At 67.0% G+C, this 22,106-nt stretch carries 18 protein-coding genes; 6 read left to right on the top strand and 12 right to left on the bottom strand.

The features are described 5' to 3' along the window. Nucleotides 1-90 precede the first annotated feature (90 nt). Nucleotides 91-519 (bottom strand): VOC family protein, encoded by a 429-nt coding sequence (locus ASG75_RS02245; protein WP_056385316.1) that lies wholly within the window; start codon nucleotides 517-519, stop codon nucleotides 91-93. A gap of 175 nt (nucleotides 520-694) precedes the next feature. On the opposite strand from ASG75_RS02245, the gene ASG75_RS02240 reads away from it, so the two are divergent. Further along, complete coding sequence (locus ASG75_RS02240) at nucleotides 695-2,923, top strand: penicillin acylase family protein (RefSeq protein WP_056386958.1); 2,229 nt, start codon at nucleotides 695-697, stop codon at nucleotides 2,921-2,923. 46 nt (nucleotides 2,924-2,969) lie between these two features. Here ASG75_RS02240 and ASG75_RS02235 read toward each other — a convergent pair whose 3' ends face one another. The 8 genes from ASG75_RS02235 to ASG75_RS02200 all read right to left on the bottom strand — a co-directional run bounded on the left by ASG75_RS02235 (nucleotide 2,970) and on the right by ASG75_RS02200 (nucleotide 12,110). Continuing rightward, nucleotides 2,970-4,016, bottom strand: a complete 1,047-nt coding sequence (locus tag ASG75_RS02235; RefSeq protein ID WP_056385315.1) for an aldehyde reductase — start codon at nucleotides 4,014-4,016, stop codon at nucleotides 2,970-2,972. 42 nt (nucleotides 4,017-4,058) lie between these two features. Next, nucleotides 4,059-4,763: a glutathione S-transferase N-terminal domain-containing protein gene (locus tag ASG75_RS02230; RefSeq protein WP_056385313.1), complete on the bottom strand. Its 705-nt coding sequence runs from the start codon at nucleotides 4,761-4,763 to the stop codon at nucleotides 4,059-4,061. A 103-nt stretch (nucleotides 4,764-4,866) separates the two neighbouring features. Then, nucleotides 4,867-5,271 (bottom strand): host attachment family protein, encoded by a 405-nt coding sequence (locus ASG75_RS02225; protein ID WP_056385310.1) that lies wholly within the window; start codon nucleotides 5,269-5,271, stop codon nucleotides 4,867-4,869. 130 nt (nucleotides 5,272-5,401) lie between these two features. Then, nucleotides 5,402-7,309 (bottom strand): peptidase M61, encoded by a 1,908-nt coding sequence (locus ASG75_RS02220; protein WP_235580133.1) that lies wholly within the window; start codon nucleotides 7,307-7,309, stop codon nucleotides 5,402-5,404. 82 nt (nucleotides 7,310-7,391) lie between these two features. Continuing rightward, nucleotides 7,392-8,489: a DUF1615 domain-containing protein gene (locus tag ASG75_RS02215; RefSeq protein ID WP_056385308.1), complete on the bottom strand. Its 1,098-nt coding sequence runs from the start codon at nucleotides 8,487-8,489 to the stop codon at nucleotides 7,392-7,394. A gap of 32 nt (nucleotides 8,490-8,521) precedes the next feature. Beyond that, nucleotides 8,522-9,199 carry a GNAT family N-acetyltransferase gene (locus ASG75_RS02210; RefSeq protein ID WP_056385306.1) on the bottom strand — a complete coding sequence of 226 codons (678 nt, stop codon included), beginning with the start codon at nucleotides 9,197-9,199 and terminating at the stop codon, nucleotides 8,522-8,524. A 226-nt stretch (nucleotides 9,200-9,425) separates the two neighbouring features. Further along, nucleotides 9,426-10,922 carry an amidohydrolase family protein gene (locus tag ASG75_RS02205; protein ID WP_056385304.1) on the bottom strand — a complete coding sequence of 499 codons (1,497 nt, stop codon included), beginning with the start codon at nucleotides 10,920-10,922 and terminating at the stop codon, nucleotides 9,426-9,428. Between the two features lie 81 nt (nucleotides 10,923-11,003). Continuing rightward, nucleotides 11,004-12,110 (bottom strand): hypothetical protein, encoded by a 1,107-nt coding sequence (locus ASG75_RS02200; protein ID WP_235580132.1) that lies wholly within the window; start codon nucleotides 12,108-12,110, stop codon nucleotides 11,004-11,006. Nucleotides 12,111-12,599: 489 nt separating this feature from the next. Here ASG75_RS02200 and ASG75_RS02195 point away from each other — a divergent pair, with 489 nt between their 5' ends. Next, complete coding sequence (locus ASG75_RS02195; RefSeq protein ID WP_056385299.1) at nucleotides 12,600-13,424, top strand: NAD-dependent protein deacetylase; 825 nt, start codon at nucleotides 12,600-12,602, stop codon at nucleotides 13,422-13,424. 8 nt (nucleotides 13,425-13,432) lie between these two features. Here ASG75_RS02195 and ASG75_RS02190 read toward each other — a convergent pair whose 3' ends face one another. Continuing rightward, nucleotides 13,433-13,912 carry a nuclear transport factor 2 family protein gene (locus tag ASG75_RS02190; RefSeq protein WP_056385297.1) on the bottom strand — a complete coding sequence of 160 codons (480 nt, stop codon included), beginning with the start codon at nucleotides 13,910-13,912 and terminating at the stop codon, nucleotides 13,433-13,435. A 314-nt stretch (nucleotides 13,913-14,226) separates the two neighbouring features. Between ASG75_RS02190 and ASG75_RS02185 the strand changes: the two genes are divergently transcribed. Further along, nucleotides 14,227-16,035, top strand: coding sequence for a DUF885 domain-containing protein (locus tag ASG75_RS02185; RefSeq protein WP_056385295.1), 1,809 nt, complete (start codon nucleotides 14,227-14,229; stop codon nucleotides 16,033-16,035). Between the two features lie 118 nt (nucleotides 16,036-16,153). Beyond that, nucleotides 16,154-16,600 (top strand): SRPBCC family protein, encoded by a 447-nt coding sequence (locus tag ASG75_RS02180; protein ID WP_056385294.1) that lies wholly within the window; start codon nucleotides 16,154-16,156, stop codon nucleotides 16,598-16,600. A gap of 6 nt (nucleotides 16,601-16,606) precedes the next feature. Here ASG75_RS02180 and ASG75_RS02175 read toward each other — a convergent pair whose 3' ends face one another. After that, a complete protein-coding gene (locus ASG75_RS02175; protein WP_157616877.1) occupies nucleotides 16,607-17,062 on the bottom strand; it encodes a nuclear transport factor 2 family protein in 456 nt (151 codons plus the stop codon). 117 nt (nucleotides 17,063-17,179) lie between these two features. Between ASG75_RS02175 and ASG75_RS02170 the strand changes: the two genes are divergently transcribed. After that, nucleotides 17,180-17,635, top strand: a complete 456-nt coding sequence (locus ASG75_RS02170; protein ID WP_056385292.1) for a GFA family protein — start codon at nucleotides 17,180-17,182, stop codon at nucleotides 17,633-17,635. 193 nt (nucleotides 17,636-17,828) lie between these two features. Then, the gene (locus tag ASG75_RS02165) at nucleotides 17,829-18,674 is read left to right on the top strand and encodes a diguanylate cyclase (RefSeq protein ID WP_056385290.1); all 846 of its coding nucleotides are present in this window, start codon (nucleotides 17,829-17,831) and stop codon (nucleotides 18,672-18,674) included. A gap of 231 nt (nucleotides 18,675-18,905) precedes the next feature. Here ASG75_RS02165 and ASG75_RS02160 read toward each other — a convergent pair whose 3' ends face one another. After that, the gene (locus tag ASG75_RS02160; RefSeq protein ID WP_056385288.1) at nucleotides 18,906-21,818 is read right to left on the bottom strand and encodes a two-component regulator propeller domain-containing protein; all 2,913 of its coding nucleotides are present in this window, start codon (nucleotides 21,816-21,818) and stop codon (nucleotides 18,906-18,908) included. Nucleotides 21,819-22,106 lie beyond the last annotated feature (288 nt).

The following is a 22,106-nucleotide window of genomic DNA, read 5'->3' as shown; positions in this document are numbered from 1 at the left end:
ATCCTCCTGTGCCGCCGCCATCCTACGTCGCGCCGCAACGCCTGCCATGTGTCGATCGACATCCCACCGCCCGCACCTGCCGTCACTCCATCAGCCCGCCGGCGTACTCGGCACCAGCACCATCCACGCCACGCCGAAACGGTCGACCAGCATGCCGAAGCTGGAAGCAAAGAAGGTCGGCATCAATGGCTGCTGCACCTGGCCACCGGCGGCAAGGGCGTCGAACAGGCGTTTCGCCGCGGTGTCGTCGTCGGCGGAAAGCGCCAGCGAAAAACCCTTGAACTCGGGATGCCCGCCGCTGAAACCGTCCGATACCAGGACCTGGGTCGAACCGATCTGCAGGCAAGCGTGCATCACCTTGTCCGCCGGCGGCTGGGTGCCGTCGGGGCACTGGGCGGAGCCTTCCGGGCCATCGCCGTAACGCATCAGCATGACCACCTCGGCACCGATCGCCTGGCGGTAGAACGTGATGGCCTCTTCGCAACGGCCGTCGAAGAACAGGTAAGGTTGGGTTTCCATGGCGTGACCTCGTCGTCGGGTGAGCAAAACGGAGCCGCACAGCGGCTCACTGGCATACGACGAACGGGCCGGCCGCCAATCGACACCCGCACTCCGGCTTTGCAAGCGCGGCCCAGTGGTGGTCAACTCCACGAAACATGGCGGCACCGACGACTACCAGGGGGATAACCGGCTGATGCATACACGCACCTCGAACAACCCGTGCCCGCGAGCACGTCACCCGCACCTGTCGCGCCTGCTGCTGGCCACGGCGCTGCTCACATTCAGCCTGGTCGCCACGGCGCAGAGCGCCCCGCCCGAACAGGCGCGCTGGCAGTACCAGGCGCAGGCGGTCACGATTACCCGCGACGACTGGGGCATTGCCCACGTGCACGGCCGCACCGACGCCGACGCGGTGTTCGGCATGGCCTACGCCCAGGCCGAGGACGACTTCAACCGGGTCGAGACGAACTACCTCAACTCGCTGGGCCGGCTCGCCGAGACCGAGGGCGAATCGGTGGTCTGGCAGGACCTGCGGCAGAAACTGTTCATCGACCCGGTCGAGCTGAAGGCGCTGTACGCAAAGAGCCCTGCCTGGCTGCAGGCGTTGATGAACAGTTGGGCCGACGGGCTGAACTACTACCTGGCCACGCATCCGCACGTGCATCCGCGCGTCATCAAGCACTTCGAACCGTGGATGGCACTCAGCTTCAGCGAGGGCAGCATCGGCGGCGACATCGAGCGCGTCTCGCTCGAACAGCTCGCCGCTTTCTACGGCAAGGATCAAGCGAAATTCACCGGCGTGGAAACTCCGTCCAGCTGGGTCGAGCCGACCGGCTCGAACGGTTTCGCGATTGCGCCGAAGCTCAGCGCCGACGGCCACGCGCTGTTGTGGATCAACCCGCACACCTCGTTCTTCTTCCGCTCCGAGCTGCAGATGTCCAGCGACGCGGGGCTGGACGCCTACGGCGCGGTGACCTGGGGCCAGTTCTTCATCTACCAGGGTTTCAACCACCATATCGGCTGGATGCACACCTCCACCGGCGCCGACGTGGTCGACGAATTCGCCGAGACCATCGTGCACAAGGGCGACAAGCTGTTCTACCGCTACGGCAAGGAACTGCGGCCGGTCACCACGCGCACGATCCGCGTGCCGTACCGGGCGAAGGACGGCTCGATGGCCACGCGCAGCTTCGACGCGCACTTCACCCACCACGGCCCGATCGTGCGCGCGGCCGACGGCAAATGGATCGCCATCGCGCTGATGAACAAGCCGCTGGAAGCGCTCGAGCAGAGCTGGCTGCGCACCAAGGCCAGCGACTACGCCAGCTACATGAAAGTCGCCGAGCTCAAGGCCAATTCCTCGAACAACACCATCTTCGCCGACGACAAGGGCGAGATCGCGTATATGCACCCGCAGTTCATCCCGAAGCGCGACAACCGCTTCGACTACACCAAACCGGTCGACGGCAGCGACCCGGCCACCGACTGGAAAGGCCTGCACGCGCTCGACGAGGCGCCGCACCTGCTCAACCCGCCGAACGGCTGGATCATGAACACCAACAACTGGCCGTACTCCGCCGCCGGCAAGTTCAGCCCGCGGCAGGCGGACTACCCGCGCTACATGGACACCTTCGGCGAAAACCCGCGCGGCATCCACGCCACCCGCGTGCTGGATGGCGTGCACGATTTCAGCAAGGCCTCGCTGATCACCGCCGCGTTCGACTCCTTCCTGCCGGCGTTCTCGCGGCTGGTGCCGGTGCTGGTCCACGACTACGACATGCTGCCCGACAACGACCCGCTGAAGCCGCGCCTGGCCGGCCAGATCGCCTTGCTGCGCAGCTGGGACTACCGCTGGGGCGTCGCCTCGATGCCGACCTCGCTGGCGGTGTTCTGGGGCGACACGCTGTGGGATCGCGTACACGCCGAAGCCGAGTCCGAAGATCAGTCCGTATACGACTACATGGCCGGCGACGCCGGTGCGAAGGCGCGCCTGAGCGCGCTGGTCGAAGCCTCCGACCGGCTGGAAAAGGATTTCGGCAGCTGGGGCGTGCCGTGGGGCGAGATCAACCGCTTCCAGCGCAACGACGGCGCCATCGTGCAAAAGTTCGACGACGCCAAGCCGAGCATCCCGGTGCCGTTCGTGTCGTCACGCTGGGGTTCGCTGGCCTCGTTCGGCGCGCACCGCTGGCCCGGCACGAAGCGCTACTACGGCACCGGCGGCAACAGCTTCGTCGCCGTGGTCGAGTTCGGCCCGAAGGTCAGCGCCCGCGCGATCACCGCCGGCGGCGAAAGCGGCCACCCGGACTCGAAGCACTTCAACGACGAGGCCGAGCGTTACACCACCGGCAACCTGCGCACGGTGTACTTCTGGCCGGAACAACTGGAAGGCCATACCGAGCGGGTCTACCACCCGGGGTCGTAACGGGCGGCGGACGGCCCGGGGATGCGCTGAACGGATCAGGGCATCCCTAGCCGTCCGCCTTCGCCGCACCCTTCAACAGACCCAGCCGCACCAGGCTTTCGGCGGTGGCGACGACGGCCTCCTGCGGCGAGCGCGGCGACCAGCCCAGCACGCGCCGGGCCTTGGCGCTGCTGGCGTTCTTGCGCGTGCCCAGCTCGGGCAGGATCTGCCTGACCGCCGGGTCGCGCAGCGCCGCCAGGCGCACCAGCCAGTTGGGCAGCTGCCGCGTGGGCACCTTGCGCGCCGACGCGCCCAGTTGCTGCCGCAACGTCGCGGCGATCTCGCGTATCCACATGAAGTCGCCGGCGACGGCGAGGAAGCGCTCGCCGCGGGCACCCGGGTCGGTCATCGCGCGCAGGTGCAGGTCGGCCACGTCGCGTACGTCGACCACGCCGAAACACAGCTGCGGGCAACCGGGCATGGCGCCATCCATCAGCCGCTGCACCAGCAGGATCGAGGTGGAGTAGTCCGGCCCCAACACCGGCCCGAACACGCCCACCGGGTTGACCACCGAAAGCTCCAGCGCGCCGCCCTCGTGTGCGATGAAATCCCACGCGGCACGCTCGGCCAGGGTCTTGGACTTGATGTAAGGCAGCACGCCCTCGCCATCGACATCCGTCCAGCTCGTCTCGTCGAACGGCGCCGGCTGCGGCGCGTGGCCGTAACCGACCGCCGCGAACGAGGACGTCAGCACCACGCGCCTGACGCCAGCGTCGCGCGCGGCACGCAGCACGCGCAACGCACCCTCGCGCGCGGGCACGATCAGCTCGTCCTCGTGCTTCGGGATGTCCGGCGGAAACGGCGAAGCCACGTGCAGCACGTAGTCGCAGCCGACCACCGCCTCCGCCCAGCCTGCATCGCGCTGCAGATCGGCTTCGACGAAGGACAGTCGCTCGCCCGGCTCGGCCCCGCCCTGCTTCAGCATCGCGCGCACCACGCCTTCGCGCCCAAGGCTGCGCACCGTGGTGCGCACCCGATGCCCCGCAGCCAGCAACTGCAGGATGCAGTGACTGCCGATGAAACCCGACCCACCCGTGACCAGAACCGTGCTCATGTCGATCTCCCGAAGTTGTTTCGTTGCTGCACGACCGCGGCCTCAGCCGCGGCCGGGAATCTTCAACCCGCGTCGCACGGCCGGACGCGCCAACCCGCGTTCGAGCCAGCCGACGACGTTGGCGAAGCTGTCGTAGTCGACCAGCTCGCGCGCCTCGTAGAACGTGATCAGATTGTCCACCCAGCCGAGCGTGGCGATGTCGGCGATGGTGTAGTCGTCGCCCATCAGCCAGCGGCGGCCTTCCAGCCGATCGTCGAGCACGCCGAGCAGGCGCTTCGATTCATTGACGTAGCGCTGGAGCGGGCGCTTGTCCTCGTACGCCTTGCCGGCGAACTTGTTGAAGAAGCCGACCTGGCCGAACATCGGCCCGATCGACGCCATCTGGAAGAACACCCACTGGATCGTCTCCCAACGCCGTGTCGGCTCGGTCGGGATGAACTGTCCGGTTTTGTCCGCCAGGTACAGCAGGATCGCGCCCGACTCGAACAATGCCAGCGGCGCGCCGCCGGGACCGTGCGGATCGATGATTGCGGGAATCTTGCCGTTCGGGTTGAGCGCGAGGAACTCCGGCGTGTGGCTCTCGTCCTGCATGATGTCGACCAGGTGCGGCTCGTACGGCAGCCCGGTCTCCTCCAGCAGGATCGACACCTTCACGCCGTTCGGCGTGTTCAGCGAATACAGCTGGATGCGTTCGGGATGCTGCGCAGGCCAGCGCAGGCTAACGGGGAAGTCGGACAACCGGGTCACATGGCACTCCTGCAGTAGGGGATCACCGCAAGGTGGGTGCTTGCCCCGGCCGGTTCAACCGTGGAGCTTCGAGTGGCGCGCCGACCGCTTCCTTCCGGCGTCTTTACCAGGTGGCTTTCAGTGCACGCTCGATCTCTTCCAGCGGCGCTCGGAACAGCGATTTGTTGAGTTCCTCCACCATCCGCTTGGCGGTCTCCTCATGCAGCAAGGGGCGCATCTGCCCCAGCGTCTGCGGGTCGGCCACCAACACCAGGTGGGCAAACTCGTTCTTCAGCGCGGCGGCATTCAGGCGTTGCGCCAGCTGCTTGGCGAAGGTGGCTTCATCCATCTCCGCCATGCTGCGCTCGGGTGGTTGACGCCCGGCCGGGCCGTCATGGGCAAGATCCTTCGGCCCCACCAGTTTCACCTGTTCAAGCGATACGTTGAGGCCCTTGCCGACGTTGCGCAGAAGCCGCGCGCCGGTGCCGTCGGCCACCACGACCCATGCGCCAGTGGGAATCTTCTTCATCGGGATCTCCTCGGGTTGCCGGCGCCTCGAACAGCGATACGCCACGCCGCCAAGGCTAGCCTCGGAGGCGTGATGCCGATGGAAAGCCGGGCCTTGGGCAAGGGCTTGCGGCGGCACGCCAACACCCGGGCTAGCGCGCCGTCAGCACCTGCTGCAGGCGATCGGACGCGCCCGGGACGCGTTCGAGGTGCGGATGACGCACGCCGCCGTGGTAGTCGATCCGCTGCGTGGTGAAGCTGTCGCCCTGGCGCAGCAGCAGCTCGACCGGCGGCTTCGCGGTTTTCGCAGCGCTCAGCGCGTTCCGCAACCGCTCGGCGCTGTACGCGCTGCCGTCGACCGCCAGCACGCGCATGTCGCGCGCCAACCCGGCCTTGAATGCGGGGCTGTCCCACAGCACCTCGTCGATCCGGCCGTCCGCACGGGCGATTTTCAGCCCCAGCGAAAAACGGAAATCGTCGTAACCGTCCGCATCTTCGGCCGCCGTGATCGCGGCATTCGGTTCCGCGGTGTAGACCAGCCGCCAGCCGTTGCGCGCCAGGCCGTCGAGCGGGGCCGGCGTCGCGTCGAGACGCTCATGCAGAAAGGCCGCCCAGTCGAACGGCTGCACCGCATTCAATCCCGCCACCACGTCGTCGAAGCCATAGGTCGCCACCTGCACGCGGCCCTGCGAGCCGCCGAAGAAGCGCTGCGCAAAATCGTCCAGCGAGCGCTTGCCGTGCGACAGCTCGCGCAGCTTGCCATCCACGTCCAGCCACAGCAGTGCGCCCTCGCCGTAGAAATCGTAGGCACGCTGCCAGCTTTCCCAGGCCTGCGGCGCGTCGTTGAAGTCGATGATGCCCTGGCTCACCGTGTCCTGCAGGCTGCGCCAGTCGCGGCCGCGCCGCTGCGTCTGCGTCGCCACCAGTTCGGCCAGCACCGCATGTGCCTGCTTTTCGTCCAGCAAACCCGAGCGCGCGGCCAGCACCAGCGCCCAGTAGTTGGTCTGGCCCTCGTACAGCCACAGCAAATCGTCGTGCATCGGGGTGTTGAAGTGCGGCGTCCACGACGGCGCCGGGCGCCGGTACTTGCCGTTCCACGCATGCGAGTACTCGTGCGGCAACAGGTCGTTGCCGATGAACGGCGCGCTGCCGCGCAGGTAGCCGGGGTACGTGCCGTTCTCGCTGGACTGGTGGTGTTCCAGCCCGATTCCGCTGAACACGTCCGACAGCGCCAGCAGGAAATCGTAATGCGCGAACGGGCGCATGCCGAATACCCGGTCGGCCTGGCGCACCAGCGCGCGGTGCGCGTCGAGCATCGCCGGCGTGGCGTCGAGCTGTTCCGGCGTATCGGCGACCACGTCGAGGTGCACCGGCTGCCGCGCGCCGGGATCGAGGTCGTAGCGCTTGAACCAGCGGCCCGCGTACAACGGCGAGTCCACCAGATCGACCAGCGCCACCGGCGCGAAATGCACACTGTCGCCCTCGCGCGAAACGACCTCCAGCGCGCTGCCGAACTGCCATCCGGCCGGCAGGATCAGGCTTGGCGCGAACCTGATCCGGCGCGCGTCGAAGCCGGCCGGATACAGCAGCACGCGATGCCACTGCAGCGACAGCAGCGCCGGCGTCATCGCCACCCGGCCCTGCGCGTCGGAGGTGGGCGACAGGTACTGGAACGCGATGTCCAGCGCGTCCACGCCGGCCGGCACGTCAAGATGGAACGCGTACATGTCCACCGCGTCGCGCCGCCACGCGATGCGTGCGCCGTTGCCGCTGATGGTGAGCCCGGCGAGCTGGTTGATCGGCCCGGTCGGCGCATGGTTGCCGGGGATCCACTGCGGATACCACAGCGTCAGCGGCCCCGGCCGCACCGGAATGCGTTCGTGCACACGCTGGATGCGCCGCGACACGTCGCTGGCGTCGACCGCCAGCGTGATCGTGCCCGGCCAGTCGGCGTCGGCCACCGACGCGGCTGATGCCAGCCCACCATCGTCACGCGCCAACACCGGCGACGGCAGCCACAGGCTGCAGGCCAGCACCACGACCCATCCCATACGAACCATGCCGGATCCCCTGAAGTGGCGAGTGAACCGACATCCTACGACAGCAGCGGCGCGACCCGTACCCCGCCTTGCCGAACGCGCGTCACCCCGCCCGCCGCATGCAGCGCTGCCAACGCTCGTCGACACGTTTCGCGAACCACGCGGTGGTGAGCTTGCGGGTGATCTTCGGGCTTTTCAGCGTGATGCCCGGCAACACCGCGCGCGGCAGCGGTTTGCCTTCCATCTGCTCGGCCAATGCGAATACGCGGGCATAGAGTTTCGTGTCCGCGAAATCCTGGCGCTCGCCCTGCCCCAGTGCGCGGTGGATCGCCGAGTCGCCCATGTCGAGCCGCGTGCCCAGCGAACGCACCGCCAGTTCGGTCGCGCCGGGCGGATCGCCGAAGCCGGCATCGGGCGACACCAGGTCGCCATCCAGCGCCAGCGGAATGCCCGATGCCGCGCTCACCGCGTTCTGGAACGCGGCGTTGCGGCTGGCGTACCAACCCGCGTTGAAGTCGGCGAAGCGGTAGAGCGGCTGCGGATAATCCGCCGGATAACCCAGCAAATGCGCGATGCCGAAGTATATGCCGCCGCGCCGGCTGAACACCTCGTCGCGAATCGAGCGCCGCAGCGGATACGGATAGCCCTGCGCATGCGCTTCGGCGAACGCGATGCTGACCTGCATCGGCCCGCCGGTGTGCACGGGGTTGAGGCCGCCGAACAGGCGCTTGCCCAGCGGCACCATGCCGATGAAATCCTGGAAGATCGCGCTCAGCTGCTGCTCGGTGCGCGCCGCCGCCAGCCGCTCGCTGTAACGCCGGCCATCCGGCGACTTCAGCCACAGCGCCGCGTCCACCACGAATCCCGGTACATGCTTCGCGGCGGCACGGCGGTCGATCTCCTGCCGTGCGATCTTCGCCAGCCCAGGCACCACCGGATCGACCTTGAAGCCGGATTCCTGCTGGGCCACGGCCAGCACCGCGCACAAGTTCGCGGTGGTCGGTGCGATACCCTGCGCCGCGAACGCAGCCTGGATGCCGGTGGCCCAGCCTTCGCGGTCGCTCGCGTCGGCCGGCATCAGCCGCACGATCTCGGCGCGCACCTGCGCCGGGCTGCGCGGCGGTGCTTCCTGGGTGCGCTGGGAAGCACAGCCGCCCAGCAACAGAACGGTCGTCAGCAACGCGACGCAACGGTGGCGCACGACTCGCCCTTTCGCCGAGGAAGCGACCACCCTTATGCCCGACACAGCGACCAGAACCCGATGTCGCGCCGGTGGCGGTAGCCGAGCTGTTCGTACAGCTGCTTCGCGCGATGGTTCTGATGGCTCACGTGCAGGAATGGCAGGCGGCCGCGCTCGAGGTTGTCGTTCGACAGCAGCGCCAGCAGGCGCCGCGCGTAGCCGCGACCGTTGAAGTCGGGATGCGTGCAGACCGCGCTGATCTCCTGCTGCGCGTCGGTGCCCAGCCGCTCGCCGATCATCGCCGCCAGCCGGCCGTCCTGGTAGATGCCGAAATAGCGGCCCAGCTCCATCGTGCGCGGGCGGAAGTAATGCGGATACACCAGTGCGGTCAGCGCGAGCACGTCGGCGCGATGCGCCTCGCTCAGCTCGATCACCGCCGGCCCGTCGACCACCGCGATCGGCGCGGGGCAGATCATCTGCGCCAACGGCGCAAACGCGTCGAGCACCCAGCCGCGCGGCAGCGCGGGCGCCACGCCGAGCAGGTAGACCGATTCACCCGGGTCGACCAGCGCCGCAATCGCAGCGGCCACATCGGCCTGCGCGCTCGCCACGCCCAGGAACGGCGCGAATTGCGCCGGATAACGCGCCGCCTCGCCGCGACACAGCGCAATCGCGCGGTGGCGGCTGCGCAACGAGGACCAGAAAGGATTGTCGAGTTCAGGTGCCATCATCGTGCCAGCTCTGTTTCATGCGTCGGATCAAGAGGGCCTGGTTGTTTACGCCCACGAACGTGCGCGGCGTACAGACACCCTGGCGATCGTCCGGGCAAGTGCCGAAAAACTCAAGCGGGTCGCTGGACTGCTTCGGAAACGACGACCCGCGCCGTTGTCGGCATCCGCGCACGACGCGGGCTTCATCGCGATGCGACACTCGGCGCGCGGCAAGGTGAAGCCGGCGCTAGCGCAAGCCCACCGTACCATTCGCCGCCTTGGCCAGCTTGGCCGGGTCGTAGCCCACGCCGTCCTTGAACACCAGCTCGACGTTTTCGATGTCCTTGATGTTCTGCGCGGGGTTGCCGGCGATCAGCACCAGGTCGGCGGCCTTGCCCGCCTCGATCGAGCCGATGCGCTTGTCTTCGCCCATGAAGCGGGCGCCGTTGAGGGTGGCGATCTGGATCGCCTGCAGCGGGGTGAAGCCGGCTTCCACCAGCAGCTCCACTTCGCGCTGGTCGCCGTAGCCGGCGATCACGCCGCCATAGCCGGTGGGGTCCAGGCCAGCCAGCAAGGTGCCGCCCTGCTGCACGAAGGCGTGCTCGAAATCCTGCTCCAGCTTGAACACCTTCACCCATGGCGAGTTTGGCGTCTTGGCGACACGCTCGCGGGTCGCCAGGTATTCCACCCGGGTTTCCGGCAGCATCGCGTCCAGCACACGCTGGTCCATCGGCGCGCGGCCGGGCACGAACGTTTCGAACACCGGCAGGGTCGAGGTGACCGCCACGTGCTTCGACACCAGGGTCTTGATCAGTTGCTGGATGCGCGGATCGTCGACGCTCATCGTCGCCAGGTGAGCCAGCGCGAGCTTGGTATCCGGGCAGATGTCCGGCTGCTTGCCGGCGGTGAACTCGGTGTCCACCGGCAGCCCGTGCTCCAGGTCGTCGATGCCGAGCTCGGCCGCTTCGGTGAAACCGATCGCGCACAGGTGGCCGGTCACCTTGATCTGCTTCGCATGCGCTGCGGCGATCGCCGCGGAGAGTTCGGTGCGGGTGATGTGCATGTACGCCTTGAACGAGGTGGCACCCTCGCTGATCCAGTAGTTGACCGTATCGGTGGCGTCGGCCGCATCCACCAGTTCGTGCATTTGCGGCGTGAAGCTGCCCTTGCCTTCCAGATACGGCCCGGTCGTGTGCATCTTCGGTCCGGGGATCTTGCCGGCGTCGATCGCCTTCTTCAGCTCAAGGTCGGTGTACGGCTCGGTGCTGCCGGTGGTACGGATGCTGGTGACGCCGCCGGCCAGGTACAGCTTGGGAAAGCTCGACGCCTGCTCGGGATAGATCGCCTCCTTCGCTTCCGGGTTCACCTTCGGCGCCGGATAGAACATGTGGTCGTGCATGCCCACCAGGCCCGGGATCAGCGTATGCCCGCTGCCGTCGATCACGGCCGCGTCCTTCGGCAGCTTCACGTGCCTGCCGACCGCCGCAATGAGGCCGTCGCGCAGCAGCACCGTCTGGTTTTCCCGCGCCGGCGTGCCGTTGCCGTCGATCACCCGCACATGGGTGATCGCCAACAACGGTTGCGCATACTTCACGAACCGCTGCGTCTGCGCCGACAGCTGCGGCGCCTGGGCCCAGGCGGATGACGCCGCGCATAAGCCGGCCAGCGCGACGGCCAGCAGGATGTTCCGACAGGCGCCGGGCGACGACCACGCAGCCGCGAGACGATGAGTTTGTACAGGCATGCTTGGATTCCCCGTAGCGAGGCAGGCGCGTGCCTGCCAATTGGTCAAAACCACTTCGGATGTCTCTGACACCTTTGCCTTTCAGCGCCCCACATGTGGCAGAGGCATCGTCACCCTCGGCGAAGACTTCTTCTCCGAGGCATCGTCGTCGGACACCGCGAGGGAAATCATATGACCATCTTCGAGATATTTGATCTCGCGTGAGTCATCCTGAAACACGGTATGCGGTTGATCCGCCAGGTCGGCAGGTACTTGACCAGCCAGATCCAGCTGAAGCATATGGGCAATCTCGATGCCGCTGGCACGCATCGCGGCCTTCAATGCCTCGCCATGCCCGGCCGACCATGTCTCACACAGTCGGTGCGCACGGGTATCCGGATCCCAAGTCGCCTCTCCCGCCTGTTTGAGCCGCAGCCGATGTTCCCTTTGCTCGCTGACGACCTTCTGCCGCATGCGCCCCGCTTCGGGATCATGCTTGTTGAATGCTGCGTTCGCCTTCTCAATTTCATCGTCGATATGCAACGCCGCGTAGCGGCTATTTTCCTGCGCCACCATATGCTCGCTGTCTGCCGCAGTCTTCGCCGGCACGCTGAATCGCGGCGACTGATACACCAGCATATTGCGATAGAGCGGCTTGTTGTCCTTGCTGCCAGGAACAAAGATCGACACCGTGGCAATCACCTGCAATGCCGAAAAATCCGGGGTCATGGCATAACTGGTTTCGAGTACAGCGCGCTGGCCGCTGCCGGACTGCTCCGCCCATGCGGCATCAGCCAACGTGTAGCTGCCGAACAACGCCGGCTGCTGCCCCAAACCTTGTCGCAGCGATTCGCTCAACACACCCTTCGCATCGAACCCCTCCAGGACAGTGCGCAACGGTTGCACATGTTGTTCGGCGAAACGTCGTGCCTCGGCTCGAATCTCGGCATTGACGATCGCCATGCCCAACGCACCGCCCGCTGCTCCTACCACGATAGGTATCGATGGGTTGGGGATAAAACTGACGTTGGCATAAGTGAAAGTATCCTCTGCCGCCAGTTTGTCCTGATTGATCACCTGAATAATCGGCAATGGCTTGAGCGCCTGCAACTGAGTCGCGCTCGGGCGCACTATCTTCGTCTGTTGAGCACAGCCGCACAGCCCCATCACCGCAGCCGCAACGACTGCATATCTGACAGATCGATTCACGTTTTTCCCCTGTGTTATTTCGACAACCCGCATCGAACGAGGTACACGACATCAATGCGAACCGTTGAGAACTCTAGCGTTTGACAAGAATGGTGAAAAGCCAGCGATACGCCAACCGGGCCTCTCATGGCCATCGCGGACGATGGCCTGAACCCGAGTCAGAGTGCAGTTTAGGAAAAGTCGACCCTGACCCGAATGGCACTTAACTTAAGCGCAAAGCTCCAATTTCCGTCATTCCCGCGAAAGCGGGAATCCAGTGACCAGGCTGCCAGAGGCGCTGGATCCCCGCTTTTGCGGGGATGACGAGCTTAAGTAAGTGCCATTCGACCCTGACCCCAGTTTTGCCCTTGACAAGGCAGGGCACCGGCCCGCCAATCGGTCAAAATTACTCCAGCGGCATCCCTTTGGGTGAAGATGCCACCCACCAACCGCTTATCTGTCTGTTTTCATGCACCCTGTTTTCCAGCCGCCGCGAACCCACTCCCGCCGATGACTCCGCTGCAGCAATTCATCGAGGCCCATCCGCGCCTGTTCGTGTTGACCGGCGCGGGCTGCAGCACCGACTCGGGCATTCCCGACTATCGCGACCGCGACGGCCATTGGAAGCGCCCGCCGCCGGTGAACTACGCCGCCTTCATGCACGAGCCGGCCACGCGCCAGCGCTACTGGGCGCGCAGCATGGTCGGCTGGCGGCGCTTCGGCAGTGCGCTGCCAAACACCACGCATCACGCGCTGGCCGAACTGGAGCAGCGCGGACAGGTCGAGCTGCTGGTGACGCAGAACGTGGATCGCCTGCACCAGCATGCAGGCAGCGAGCGGGTGCTCGACCTGCATGGCCGCCTCGACGAGGTGCGCTGCATGAGCTGCGACTGGCGGCTCGCCCGCCGCGCGTTCCAGCGGATGCTGGTCGAGCGCAACCCGGCCTGGGCGCAGCTCGACGCCACCGATGCGCCGGACGGCGACGCCGACCTGGAAGGCCACGACTTCGCCCGCTTCGACGTGCCGCCCTGCCTGCACTGCGGCGGCATCGTGAAGCCTGATGTGGTGTTCTTCGGCGAAGCCGTACCGCGCGAGCGCGTGGAAGCCGCCACGCGCGCCTGGCAGGCCGCCGACGCGGTGCTGGTGGTCGGCTCCTCGCTGATGGTGTATTCCGGCTACCGCTTCGTCGACGCCGCCGCGCGCGCCGGCAAGCCGGTGGCCGCGGTAACGCTGGGCCGCACCCGCGCCGACGCGCTGCTCACCTTGAAGGTCGACGCACCTTGCCACGAGGCGCTGGCCTTCCTGCGCGAACAACCACGACGGGTCATGAACTGACGAAGCAGTCAGCTGGTGTGATCCAGGATGATCTTCCAGCCGTCGGCGGTCTTTTCCCACAGTAGCGAGAACACGCCGTCGTCCCGAGCGGCTTCGCCGTGGGCGGTGCGATCGAGATGGAAGCGGCCGGTCACGGCGGCGTAGCGCACTTCGCCGTGGGCGTCGGGCAGCAGGCGCACGTCCAGCTCGGTGTACGTGAGCCGACCCATCTGCTCCTTCGTGGCGTAGTGCTTGCGGTAGCTTTCGAGGATCGTGCGGTAACCCTTGCGCACGCTGGCACCCACGAACGTGGTGTCGGGCGCATCCTTGTAGCTGCGCATGAACTCCACGACATCGCTGCGGTTCCACGCGGCCGCCTGCTGATCCATCACCTGGCGAATGGCGGCGGCGTCGTTGCCGGCGGTTGCCGCGTGGCTGGAAGCGGCACTGCCCAGGCCGACCATCGCCAGAAGAATCCCGAATCCGAGAAGAAAGTAGCTTGCCTTCATGCCGTGCTCCGTTGCGCTGCGTGGGCGCCAAGTATCGCCCCGAACGCAGCGTCGGGTGTTGGCACGCGGCCCACTTCCGGCGCCTGCTGGACACGCGGTCACCGATCCAGTGACTTCCCGGCCGGCTGCGCATGTTGCCACTTCCGGAAGAGCGACCATGACGCCTGGCGCGACCATCGCGACAACAGTGATCACAAGGCGCGGAGTCGACGGCGACCCACGACCCCACCCGACCTGCATCACGGGTGTGAGACGGGTTGCGCGTGTCCGCCGCGACGCTTACCCTCGGCGGACCTTGCCATGGAACCGCCTGCATGCGCTCGATCCATATCGTCACCCTGTGCGCCGTGGTAACCGCCGCGCTCGCCGCCGGCTGCAACCGGGAAACCCCCAGCGTACCCACGACAAGCGCACCTGCCGCCAGCGTGGCGGTGGTCAACGACAACGCCAGGTTGGAGGCCGCCGTCGACGACTTCATCGACGGCATGTTCCAGCGCTACCCCACCTTTGCCGCCAACGCCGGCAAGCACGAGTTCGATGGCAAGCTGCCCGACTACAGTCCGGCCGGCCTGAAGGCGGATGCCGACTGGCTGCATGCGGAACGCGCCAGGTTCGCCGCGTTCGGTGACGACAAGCTCGATGAGGGCGGCCGCTTCCACCGCGACTACGTGCTCGCGGTGATCGACGGCCAACTGTTCTGGCTCGAAGACTCCGGCTTCCCGTACAGCAACCCGGCCTTCTATACCGGCGACCTGTCGCCCAGCATGTACCTGACGCGTCCCTACGCGCCGCTGCCGGAACGCATGGCAGCCTTCGTCACTTATCAGGAAGCGCTGCCCAAGGCGATCGCCCAGATAAAAGCGAACTTCAAACTGCCGCTGCCGGAGTCGTACATCACGCTGGGCGTGAACAGCTTCGGCGGCTACGCCAGCTTCTTCAAGAGCGACGTCCCGGCGATCTTCGCCGAGGTCAAGGACGACGCCCTGCAAGCGCGTTTCAAGGCGTCCAATGCTGCCGCGATCAAGGCCACGCAAGACCTCGCCGACTGGTTGAAGGCGCAGAAGCCCCACGCCACCCACGACTACGCGCTCGGAGCCGAGAAGTTCTCCAGAATGCTGCACGCCACCGAACTGGTCGACCTGCCGCTGGACCGGCTCAAGGCCATCGGCGAGTCGGACCTGCAGCGCAACCTCGATGCGCTCCAGGCCGCCTGCGACAAGTTCGCGCCCGGCAAGTCGCTGAGCGCGTGCGTCGCCAGGGAGAGTGCGGACAAGCCGGTCGGCGGCGCCGTGGAAGGCGCACGCACGCAGCTCACCGGCCTGCGTCAGTTCATCGTCGACAAGGACCTGGTGACCATCCCCGGCCCCGAGCAGGCCAAGGTCGAAGAAGCGCCGCCGTTCAACCGCTGGAACTTCGCCTATATCGAGATTCCCGGCCCGTACGAAAAGAACCTGCCGTCGGTGTATTACATCGCCCCGCCGGATCCGACCTGGAGCAAGGCCGACCAGCAGGCCTACATCCCGGGCAAGGCCGATCTGTTGTTCACGTCTTCGCACGAGGTGTGGCCCGGGCACTTCCTGCAGTTCCTGCACGCCAATCGCGCGCACTGGAAGTTCGGTCAGTTGTTTGTCGGCTACGCCTTCTCCGAAGGCTGGGCGCACTACGCCGAGGAAATGATGTTCGACGCCGGCCTGGACGGCGCCACGCCGGAAGCCCACATCGGTCAGCTCACCAACGCCCTGCTGCGCGACGTGCGCTATCTCTCCGCCATCGGCCTGCACACCGGCGGCATGACCGTCGCCCAGTCCGAGCAGATGTTCCGCGACAAGGCCTTCCAGGATCCGGGTAACGCCCGCCAGCAGGCCGCCCGTGGTACCTACGATCCGGCCTATCTGAATTACACCTTGGGCAAGTTGATGATCATGCAGTTGCGCCAGGACTGGATCGCCGCACACCCGGGTCCGAACGCGCTGAAGGCGTTCCACGATCAGTTCCTCAGCTACGGCGGCCCACCGATCCCGCTGGTGCGTGCGCAGATGCTGGGTGGCAAGCCGGAGGCCAGACTGTGGGTGGCGCCGACGGCCGCTGCAGCGAAGACGGAGCCCGCCGCAGCATCCGAGTAAGGCGCCCGGTCGAAAAAGCGAGGTCCATTTGGCCTTTATGGCGTTCGATTGATGCTGCTCAATTTCCGCCCTGCCGCCTGCCCCTCAGGACGAGAACTCATCCTCAACGGGAACCGCCATGACCACCAACACCCTCCGCCTTCATCGCGTGCTGCGCGCCCCGCCCGAGCGGGTCTACCGCGCCTTTCTCGACGCCGACGCCATCGCCAAGTGGCTGCCGCCGAACGGCTTCACCTGCAAGGTGCACCAGCTCGACGCGCGGGTCGGCGGCAACTACCGGATGACGTTCACCAATTTCTCCACCGGCAACGGCCATAGCTTCGGCGGCACGTACCGGGAGCTCGTGCCGGGCGAGCGCATCAAGTACAACGACCGCTTCGAGGACCCCAACCTGCCCGGCGAGATGACCACCACCATCACCTTCCGTGCCGTGTCCTGCGGCACCGACATGCAGGTGGTGCAGGAGGGCTTGCCCGAGGTGATCCCGGTGGAGCAGTGCTACGTGGGCTGGCAGGAATCGCTGGTGCTGCTCGGCAAGCTGGTGGAAGCGGAAATCCCGGACTGAGCGGCGCTACGGCAACCGGCTGGCGTGACTTGCCGCCAGCAGCCACTTGCCGTCGCGGCGGACCCACGTGTCCGTGTAGCGGAAATTGGCGGCGAACGGTTCGCCGCCGGCGCGGCCGCGGATGCTGGTGATGCCGACAATCAGCGCGGCGTCGCCGTACAGGCGCACCTGCTGGTCGTGGTTGCGGAACTCCTCGTAGAACGGCTCCCGCGCGGCGACCTCGGCAAGGTTCTGCTTGAGGTTCGTCACGTTGCCGTGCGAATCGACCAGCGTGAAATCCACCGTCAGCGCGCGGCGCAAGGCATCCGCGTGGCCGGCTTCGAAGGCCTGGCAGACGTCGGCCTCGGCCTGCAACAGTTCGCGGGTAGCCTGGTCCGGCGCGACCGCGCCTGCAGTGGTCGCCATTCCGATCAGCACCGCCAGCAGCCAGCGTCTTCCGGTTTTTCTTTCCAGTCGTGGCATGGTCGTAAATACTCCTCATGGCCAATGGCGCAAAGCAGAAGGAAGAAAGGGGACGTAAGCCGGTTGCCCCGATAAAGTGTCTCTCGCACCCATCTTAACGTCACGAGGAACCCGCCCATGCCCTACCCACGACAGCTACCTGCCACCGGCACGTGCCGCTGCGGCCGCGTGCGTTTGCGCGTCACCAAGCCGGCCATGCTCACCATGGCATGCCACTGCCATGGCTGCCAGAAGATGACCGGCAGCGCGTTTTCGCTGTCGCTGGCAATGCCGGCCGACGGCGTCGAGGTACTCGAGGGCGAACTGGTCCGCGGCGGCCTGCAGAGCGAGCACACCCACCTGTATTGCGCGTTCTGCAAGTCGTGGGTGATGACCCGCCCGGCGGGCATCGACTGGCTGGTCAACCTGCGCGCTTCCGTGCTCGATCCGCATGCGGACTTCGTGCCGTTCATCGAGACCTGTACCGACGCCAGGCTCTCCTGGGTGTCGACCTCGGCGAAGCACAGCTTTGCCGGCTTTCCGGCAATGGAGGAGTACCAGCCATTGGTCGAGGCATTCGCGGCCGAGGCCTGACGAATACCAAGTCCGAGCCGATCCCTGCACGCTCAGCCGGAAATCCGGGCGGCTGCAAACGGCTCTGACCCGGCTGTTTTTTCCCGGAGACCGGCGACGCATGGCTTTCGCCTTCGTTGGATCCCTCAAGCGCTACCATGTCGGAAACAACATCTGCACAACACCGATCGGGTGCCATGAACCCCGCCATTGCATGATCCCGAAGCTGCCGCCCCCCGCCGACGTGCTCGACCTGATGCCCGACGCAGTCTGCGTCGTCGACGCCGAGGGTCGCTTCCTGTACGTCAATGCAAGCTTCGAGCGCATCTTCGGTTACGCCCCCGACGAGGTGCTCGGCCGGCGGATATTCGACCTGGTCCACCCCGACGACCGCGCGGCAACCCTGCAGCAGGCCGAACAGGTGATGGAGGGCACGCTGCAGCGCCACTTCCGCAACCGCTACATCCACAAGGACGGCCACAGCGTGGACATCCAGTGGTCGGCCCGCTGGCTGCCCGACTACGGCGTGCGCATCGGGGTGGCCCACGAGGTGACCGAACTGCGTCGTGCCGAACGCGAGCTCGAACACCGCGCCAGCCACGATCCGTTGACCGGATTGCCCAACCGCCACCGGTTGCAGCGCGAACTGCAATACGCCATCGCGCACTCGACGCAGACCGGCGACGGCCTGGCCGTGCTCTACCTGGACCTCGACGGCTTCAAGGGGGCCAACGACCGGGGCGGGCACGACGCCGGCGACCGCCTGCTGCGCGAGGTCGCGCAGCGCCTGCAGCAGGGTCTTCGGCAAGGCGACCTGGTGGCCCGTGTCGGTGGCGACGAGTTCGTCGCGCTGCTGCCCGGCTGCCGCGATGCCGAGGCCGCCCGGGCCGTCGCCGACGGCCTGCGCACCTGCCTGAGCCCGCCCTTTACGTTGCCCGACGGTTTGTTCCGGCTGGATGCCAGCGTCGGGATCGCCTGTTTCCCGACAGACGCGAGTGACCCGGCCGACCTGCTGGCGCACGCCGACCGCGCGATGTATGCGGCCAAGCGCCAGCGCTAGGGACGCCAACCCGACGCGGGACATCGCCGCGGGCGCCTGACCTGCGCCATTGCAGGGCTGATCCATCCTGCCTGGCCGAAGCGCCCGCATCGCGCGCCGACGGGTAACGAACGCCACGCATGGCGAGTGCCGGGCAAATGAAAATTGTCCACGGCACCTTTCCGATGCGTCGTTCGGAACCCGGCGCACCAGGCGCCGGAAAAGCGCCCTACCCCTTCCTGGCCGGCGCTCTCATCCCGCGACCTCGGCACCGCCGCCAATGCGGTCGCGCCCGGCGGCCTTGGCGCGATACAGCGCCTCGTCCGCGCAGCGAAGCAGTTGTTCGGGCGAGTCCGTGGCGGCAGGCACGACGGTGGCGATGCCGATGCTGATGGTCACGCGCGGCGCGGTGCCGGAGCTGCGATGTTCGATCGCCAGCGCGCGCACGGCCTCGAGCATGCGCTGCGCGACCGCGGCAGCCTCACCGGCGTCGCACCGGGTGAGCAGCACCGCGAACTCCTCGCCGCCGTAGCGTGCGGCGAGATCCGCTGCATTCGAGCGCAGCACTTTCGTCAATGCGCCGGCGACCGCGGTCAACGCGACATCGCCGGCGAGATGGCCATAGGTATCGTTGTAGGCCTTGAACGCATCGACGTCGCACATCAGGACGGCGAGCGGTGCGCCGCTCGCGACATGCTCGTCCAGGGCCTCACGCAGCCGCTGGTCGAACGCGCCGCGATTCGCGATGCGGGTGAGGCCGTCGAGCGCGGCGATGCGCTTCAATTCGGCATTTGCGTCGCGCAGCGCCTCGGTGTGCTGCGCGACCTGGCGCGTCAGCTCGCGTTCGCGCTCGTGCAGGCGCCACACGCGCAGCCGGTAGACCGCGGCGAGCAGGCCCACGACGATCATCGCGACGAGGGTGCGAAACCACCAGGTGGCGTACCAGCTCGGCACGATCGTGAAGGCCACGCTCGCACCGTCGGTGTTCCACACGCCGTCGTTGTTGCTGGCGATGGCGCGGAACACGTAGTCGCCGGGCGGAAGGTTGGTGTAATAGGCGGCGCGGCTGGCGCCGGCGTCGATCCAGCCACGGTCGAAGCCGTCGATGCGGTAGCGGTATTTCACCGCGGCAGGCGCCACGTAACTCATCGCGGCATAGTGCAATTCGATGCGTTCCACGCCGGGACCGATACGGCCGACGTGATCCGGATCGACGCTCTGCCCATCCACGAGCACGCGCTCGATCGCGACCGGCGGAGGCATCCGGTTCACGCGCTCGTGCTTCGGGTCGACGACGACCACGCCGTTGGCCGTGCCGAACCACATCCGCCCGTCGCGGGTGCGCCACGCCGGCGTCTGCGAGGCGCCGTTGGCCTGCTGCGACAGCATGCCGTCGTTCTTGCCGTACCAGCGGGGCTGGATTTTCGCTGCCGCGCCGCGGTCGAGCGCATCGATGTCGGCCCACGCGAATCGCGCGATGCCGCGGTTCGAGCTCACCCAGAAGTGGCCATCGCCGTCGTCGAGCATGGCGAACACCGCGTCGCCATAGAAGTCCGCCCGCTGGGTGAAGGCCTCCACCGACGAGCCGCGGACACGCATCAGGCCCAGGCTGGTGCCGAGCCACAGGTCGCCGCCGGGTTCGGGATGGAAGGCGAACACGCTCATGCCCGGCAGGCCGTCGGTGCCGCAGCGGTCGACCACCCCGCCCTGCAGGCAGCGCAAGCCGCTGCGCTCGCCGATCCACAAACGCCCGGCCGGATCCTCGTACAGCGCGCGCGTGTCGTCGCCATGCGTGCCCTGGACCACGCTGACCTTGTCGCCACTGATCTTCGCCACGCCTTGCAACGTGCCCACCCACATGCCGCCATCGCGGCTGGGCGCAAACGCAAACACGATCGTGCCGGGCAGGCCGTCGCCGATGCCGAAATTGCGCACCGTGCCATCGGGCGCGATCCGGCTCACCCCTTCGGTCGACGCCACCCACAGGTTGCCGGCGGCATCGGACTGGATCGCACGCAGCAGCAGGCTCGGCAGCTTCGCGTTGATCGCCGTCGCCGGCACCAGCTTCAGGTCCTCGTAACGCGCGAGGCCCGAGCCGTCGGTGCCGACCCAGAGCGTGCCCGCGCGATCCTGGTACACGGCGCGCACCGCGTTGGAATCCATCTTTCCGGTGACGGTGACGAGCTTCGAGTCGCTGAAGCGATGCACGCCGCTCGACGTCGTCCCCATCCACAGGTTGCCTTCGCGATCCTCGAACATCGACCGCACGGTCTCGCCGGCCATGCCGCTGAGCGTGTCGTCGCAATCGAAGCGTGCGGCCGTCAGGCGGCAGATGCCCATGCCGAGCGGCGCGAACCACATGCTGCCGTCGCGGTCGCCGAACAGCGAATAGATGCGCTTCCCGTCCAGCGCGGCCGCGCGCGGGTCGCGCTCGAAACGCCCGTCGCGATAGCGCACCGGCCCGGCCTGCGTGCCGGCCCATACCGCGCCGTCGTGGTCGATCGCCAGGCTGTAGACGGCGTTGGTCGGCAGGCCGCGCCGGGTGTCGAACGTCTCGACCCGGCCGTCATGCCAGTGCACGACGCCGACGCCGTCGGCGGCGATCCATACCCCGCCCACCGCATCGGCCACGATCCCGCGATAGAACCCGCGTGGCGGAAACCCGTGTTCCTCGTCGAGCAGGCGGATGCCCTTCGCATCCATCCGCGCGACGCCGGCGTTGGTGGTCAGCCAAAGCACGCCGCCGCGGTCCTGCACGATGCCGAACACGCTCTTGATGTTCGCGGGCAGCGCCACCTGCTCCAGTTCGCGCCCGCGGCTGCGGTAGAGCCCGCCGTTCAGCGTGCCGACCCACAGCGTGCCATCGCGATCGACATGCACCGCGGTGATCGCCGTGCTTTTCAGCACCGGCGCCACGCGCGGGTCGATGTTGTCGAACTCCGCCCCGCTGTAGTGGACCAGCCCGCCGTACGTCGCCAGCCAGATCGAGCCATCCCGGCGCTGCGCGATGGACAGCACCGTGCCTTGCGGCAGCTGGTTCTCGTACCAGACGTGGGTCAGCTGCCCGATCGCACGATCGGGGTCGAGCGCGCGCGCCGGCGCAAACGCCAGCAGGCCGCACATCACAAGCACCAGCGAACACCAGCCCCCGACCCGACGATTCATGCGCAATCCAACCGCTCCCCCTGCGACCCGGCTCTCCGGCACGGTGTCATCCGGCACCATGCCCCAGCTGTCGGCCCGGAAGACCGATGCGCAAACTATCGCATATCCCGGTGAAACCGGCGGGATTCCGCCCCATCCGCGCGCCGTGGAACCAGGCCATGAAAGCCTGCAGGGTCGGTTCATCAAATCAGACGGATGCAACGGGGGCTCGACCCAGTGGATTCGCCCGGCCCATGTCGATCACGTCCGTTCTCGTTCGTCGCCTAGGTGAGGGGCGCCGTACCGGCC

Origin of the sequence: Rhodanobacter sp. Soil772 (genome assembly GCF_001428385.1) — a bacterium.
Classification (GTDB): Bacteria; Pseudomonadota; Gammaproteobacteria; order Xanthomonadales; family Rhodanobacteraceae; genus Rhodanobacter.
The sequence above is the reverse complement of the archived record's forward strand: the minus strand, read 5'-3'. Positions and strand labels throughout refer to the sequence as shown.

Bases quoted from the DNA above. Each gene is read 5' to 3' on its own strand.
- ASG75_RS02245 (WP_056385316.1), bottom strand. From the start codon at position 519: ATGGAAACCCAACCTTACCTGTTCTTCGACGGCCGTTGCGAAGAGGCC.
- ASG75_RS02240 (WP_056386958.1), top strand. From the start codon at position 695: ATGCATACACGCACCTCGAACAACCCGTGCCCGCGAGCACGTCACCCG.
- ASG75_RS02235 (WP_056385315.1), bottom strand. From the start codon at position 4,016: ATGAGCACGGTTCTGGTCACGGGTGGGTCGGGTTTCATCGGCAGTCAC.
- ASG75_RS02225 (WP_056385310.1), bottom strand. From the start codon at position 5,271: ATGAAGAAGATTCCCACTGGCGCATGGGTCGTGGTGGCCGACGGCACC.
- ASG75_RS02220 (WP_235580133.1), bottom strand. From the start codon at position 7,309: ATGGTTCGTATGGGATGGGTCGTGGTGCTGGCCTGCAGCCTGTGGCTG.
- ASG75_RS02210 (WP_056385306.1), bottom strand. From the start codon at position 9,199: ATGATGGCACCTGAACTCGACAATCCTTTCTGGTCCTCGTTGCGCAGC.
- ASG75_RS02205 (WP_056385304.1), bottom strand. From the start codon at position 10,922: ATGCCTGTACAAACTCATCGTCTCGCGGCTGCGTGGTCGTCGCCCGGC.
- ASG75_RS02195 (WP_056385299.1), top strand. From the start codon at position 12,600: ATGACTCCGCTGCAGCAATTCATCGAGGCCCATCCGCGCCTGTTCGTG.
- ASG75_RS02190 (WP_056385297.1), bottom strand. From the start codon at position 13,912: ATGAAGGCAAGCTACTTTCTTCTCGGATTCGGGATTCTTCTGGCGATG.
- ASG75_RS02185 (WP_056385295.1), top strand. From the start codon at position 14,227: ATGCGCTCGATCCATATCGTCACCCTGTGCGCCGTGGTAACCGCCGCG.
- ASG75_RS02180 (WP_056385294.1), top strand. From the start codon at position 16,154: ATGACCACCAACACCCTCCGCCTTCATCGCGTGCTGCGCGCCCCGCCC.
- ASG75_RS02175 (WP_157616877.1), bottom strand. From the start codon at position 17,062: ATGCCACGACTGGAAAGAAAAACCGGAAGACGCTGGCTGCTGGCGGTG.
- ASG75_RS02170 (WP_056385292.1), top strand. From the start codon at position 17,180: ATGCCCTACCCACGACAGCTACCTGCCACCGGCACGTGCCGCTGCGGC.
- ASG75_RS02165 (WP_056385290.1), top strand. From the start codon at position 17,829: ATGATCCCGAAGCTGCCGCCCCCCGCCGACGTGCTCGACCTGATGCCC.
- ASG75_RS02160 (WP_056385288.1), bottom strand. From the start codon at position 21,818: ATGAATCGTCGGGTCGGGGGCTGGTGTTCGCTGGTGCTTGTGATGTGC.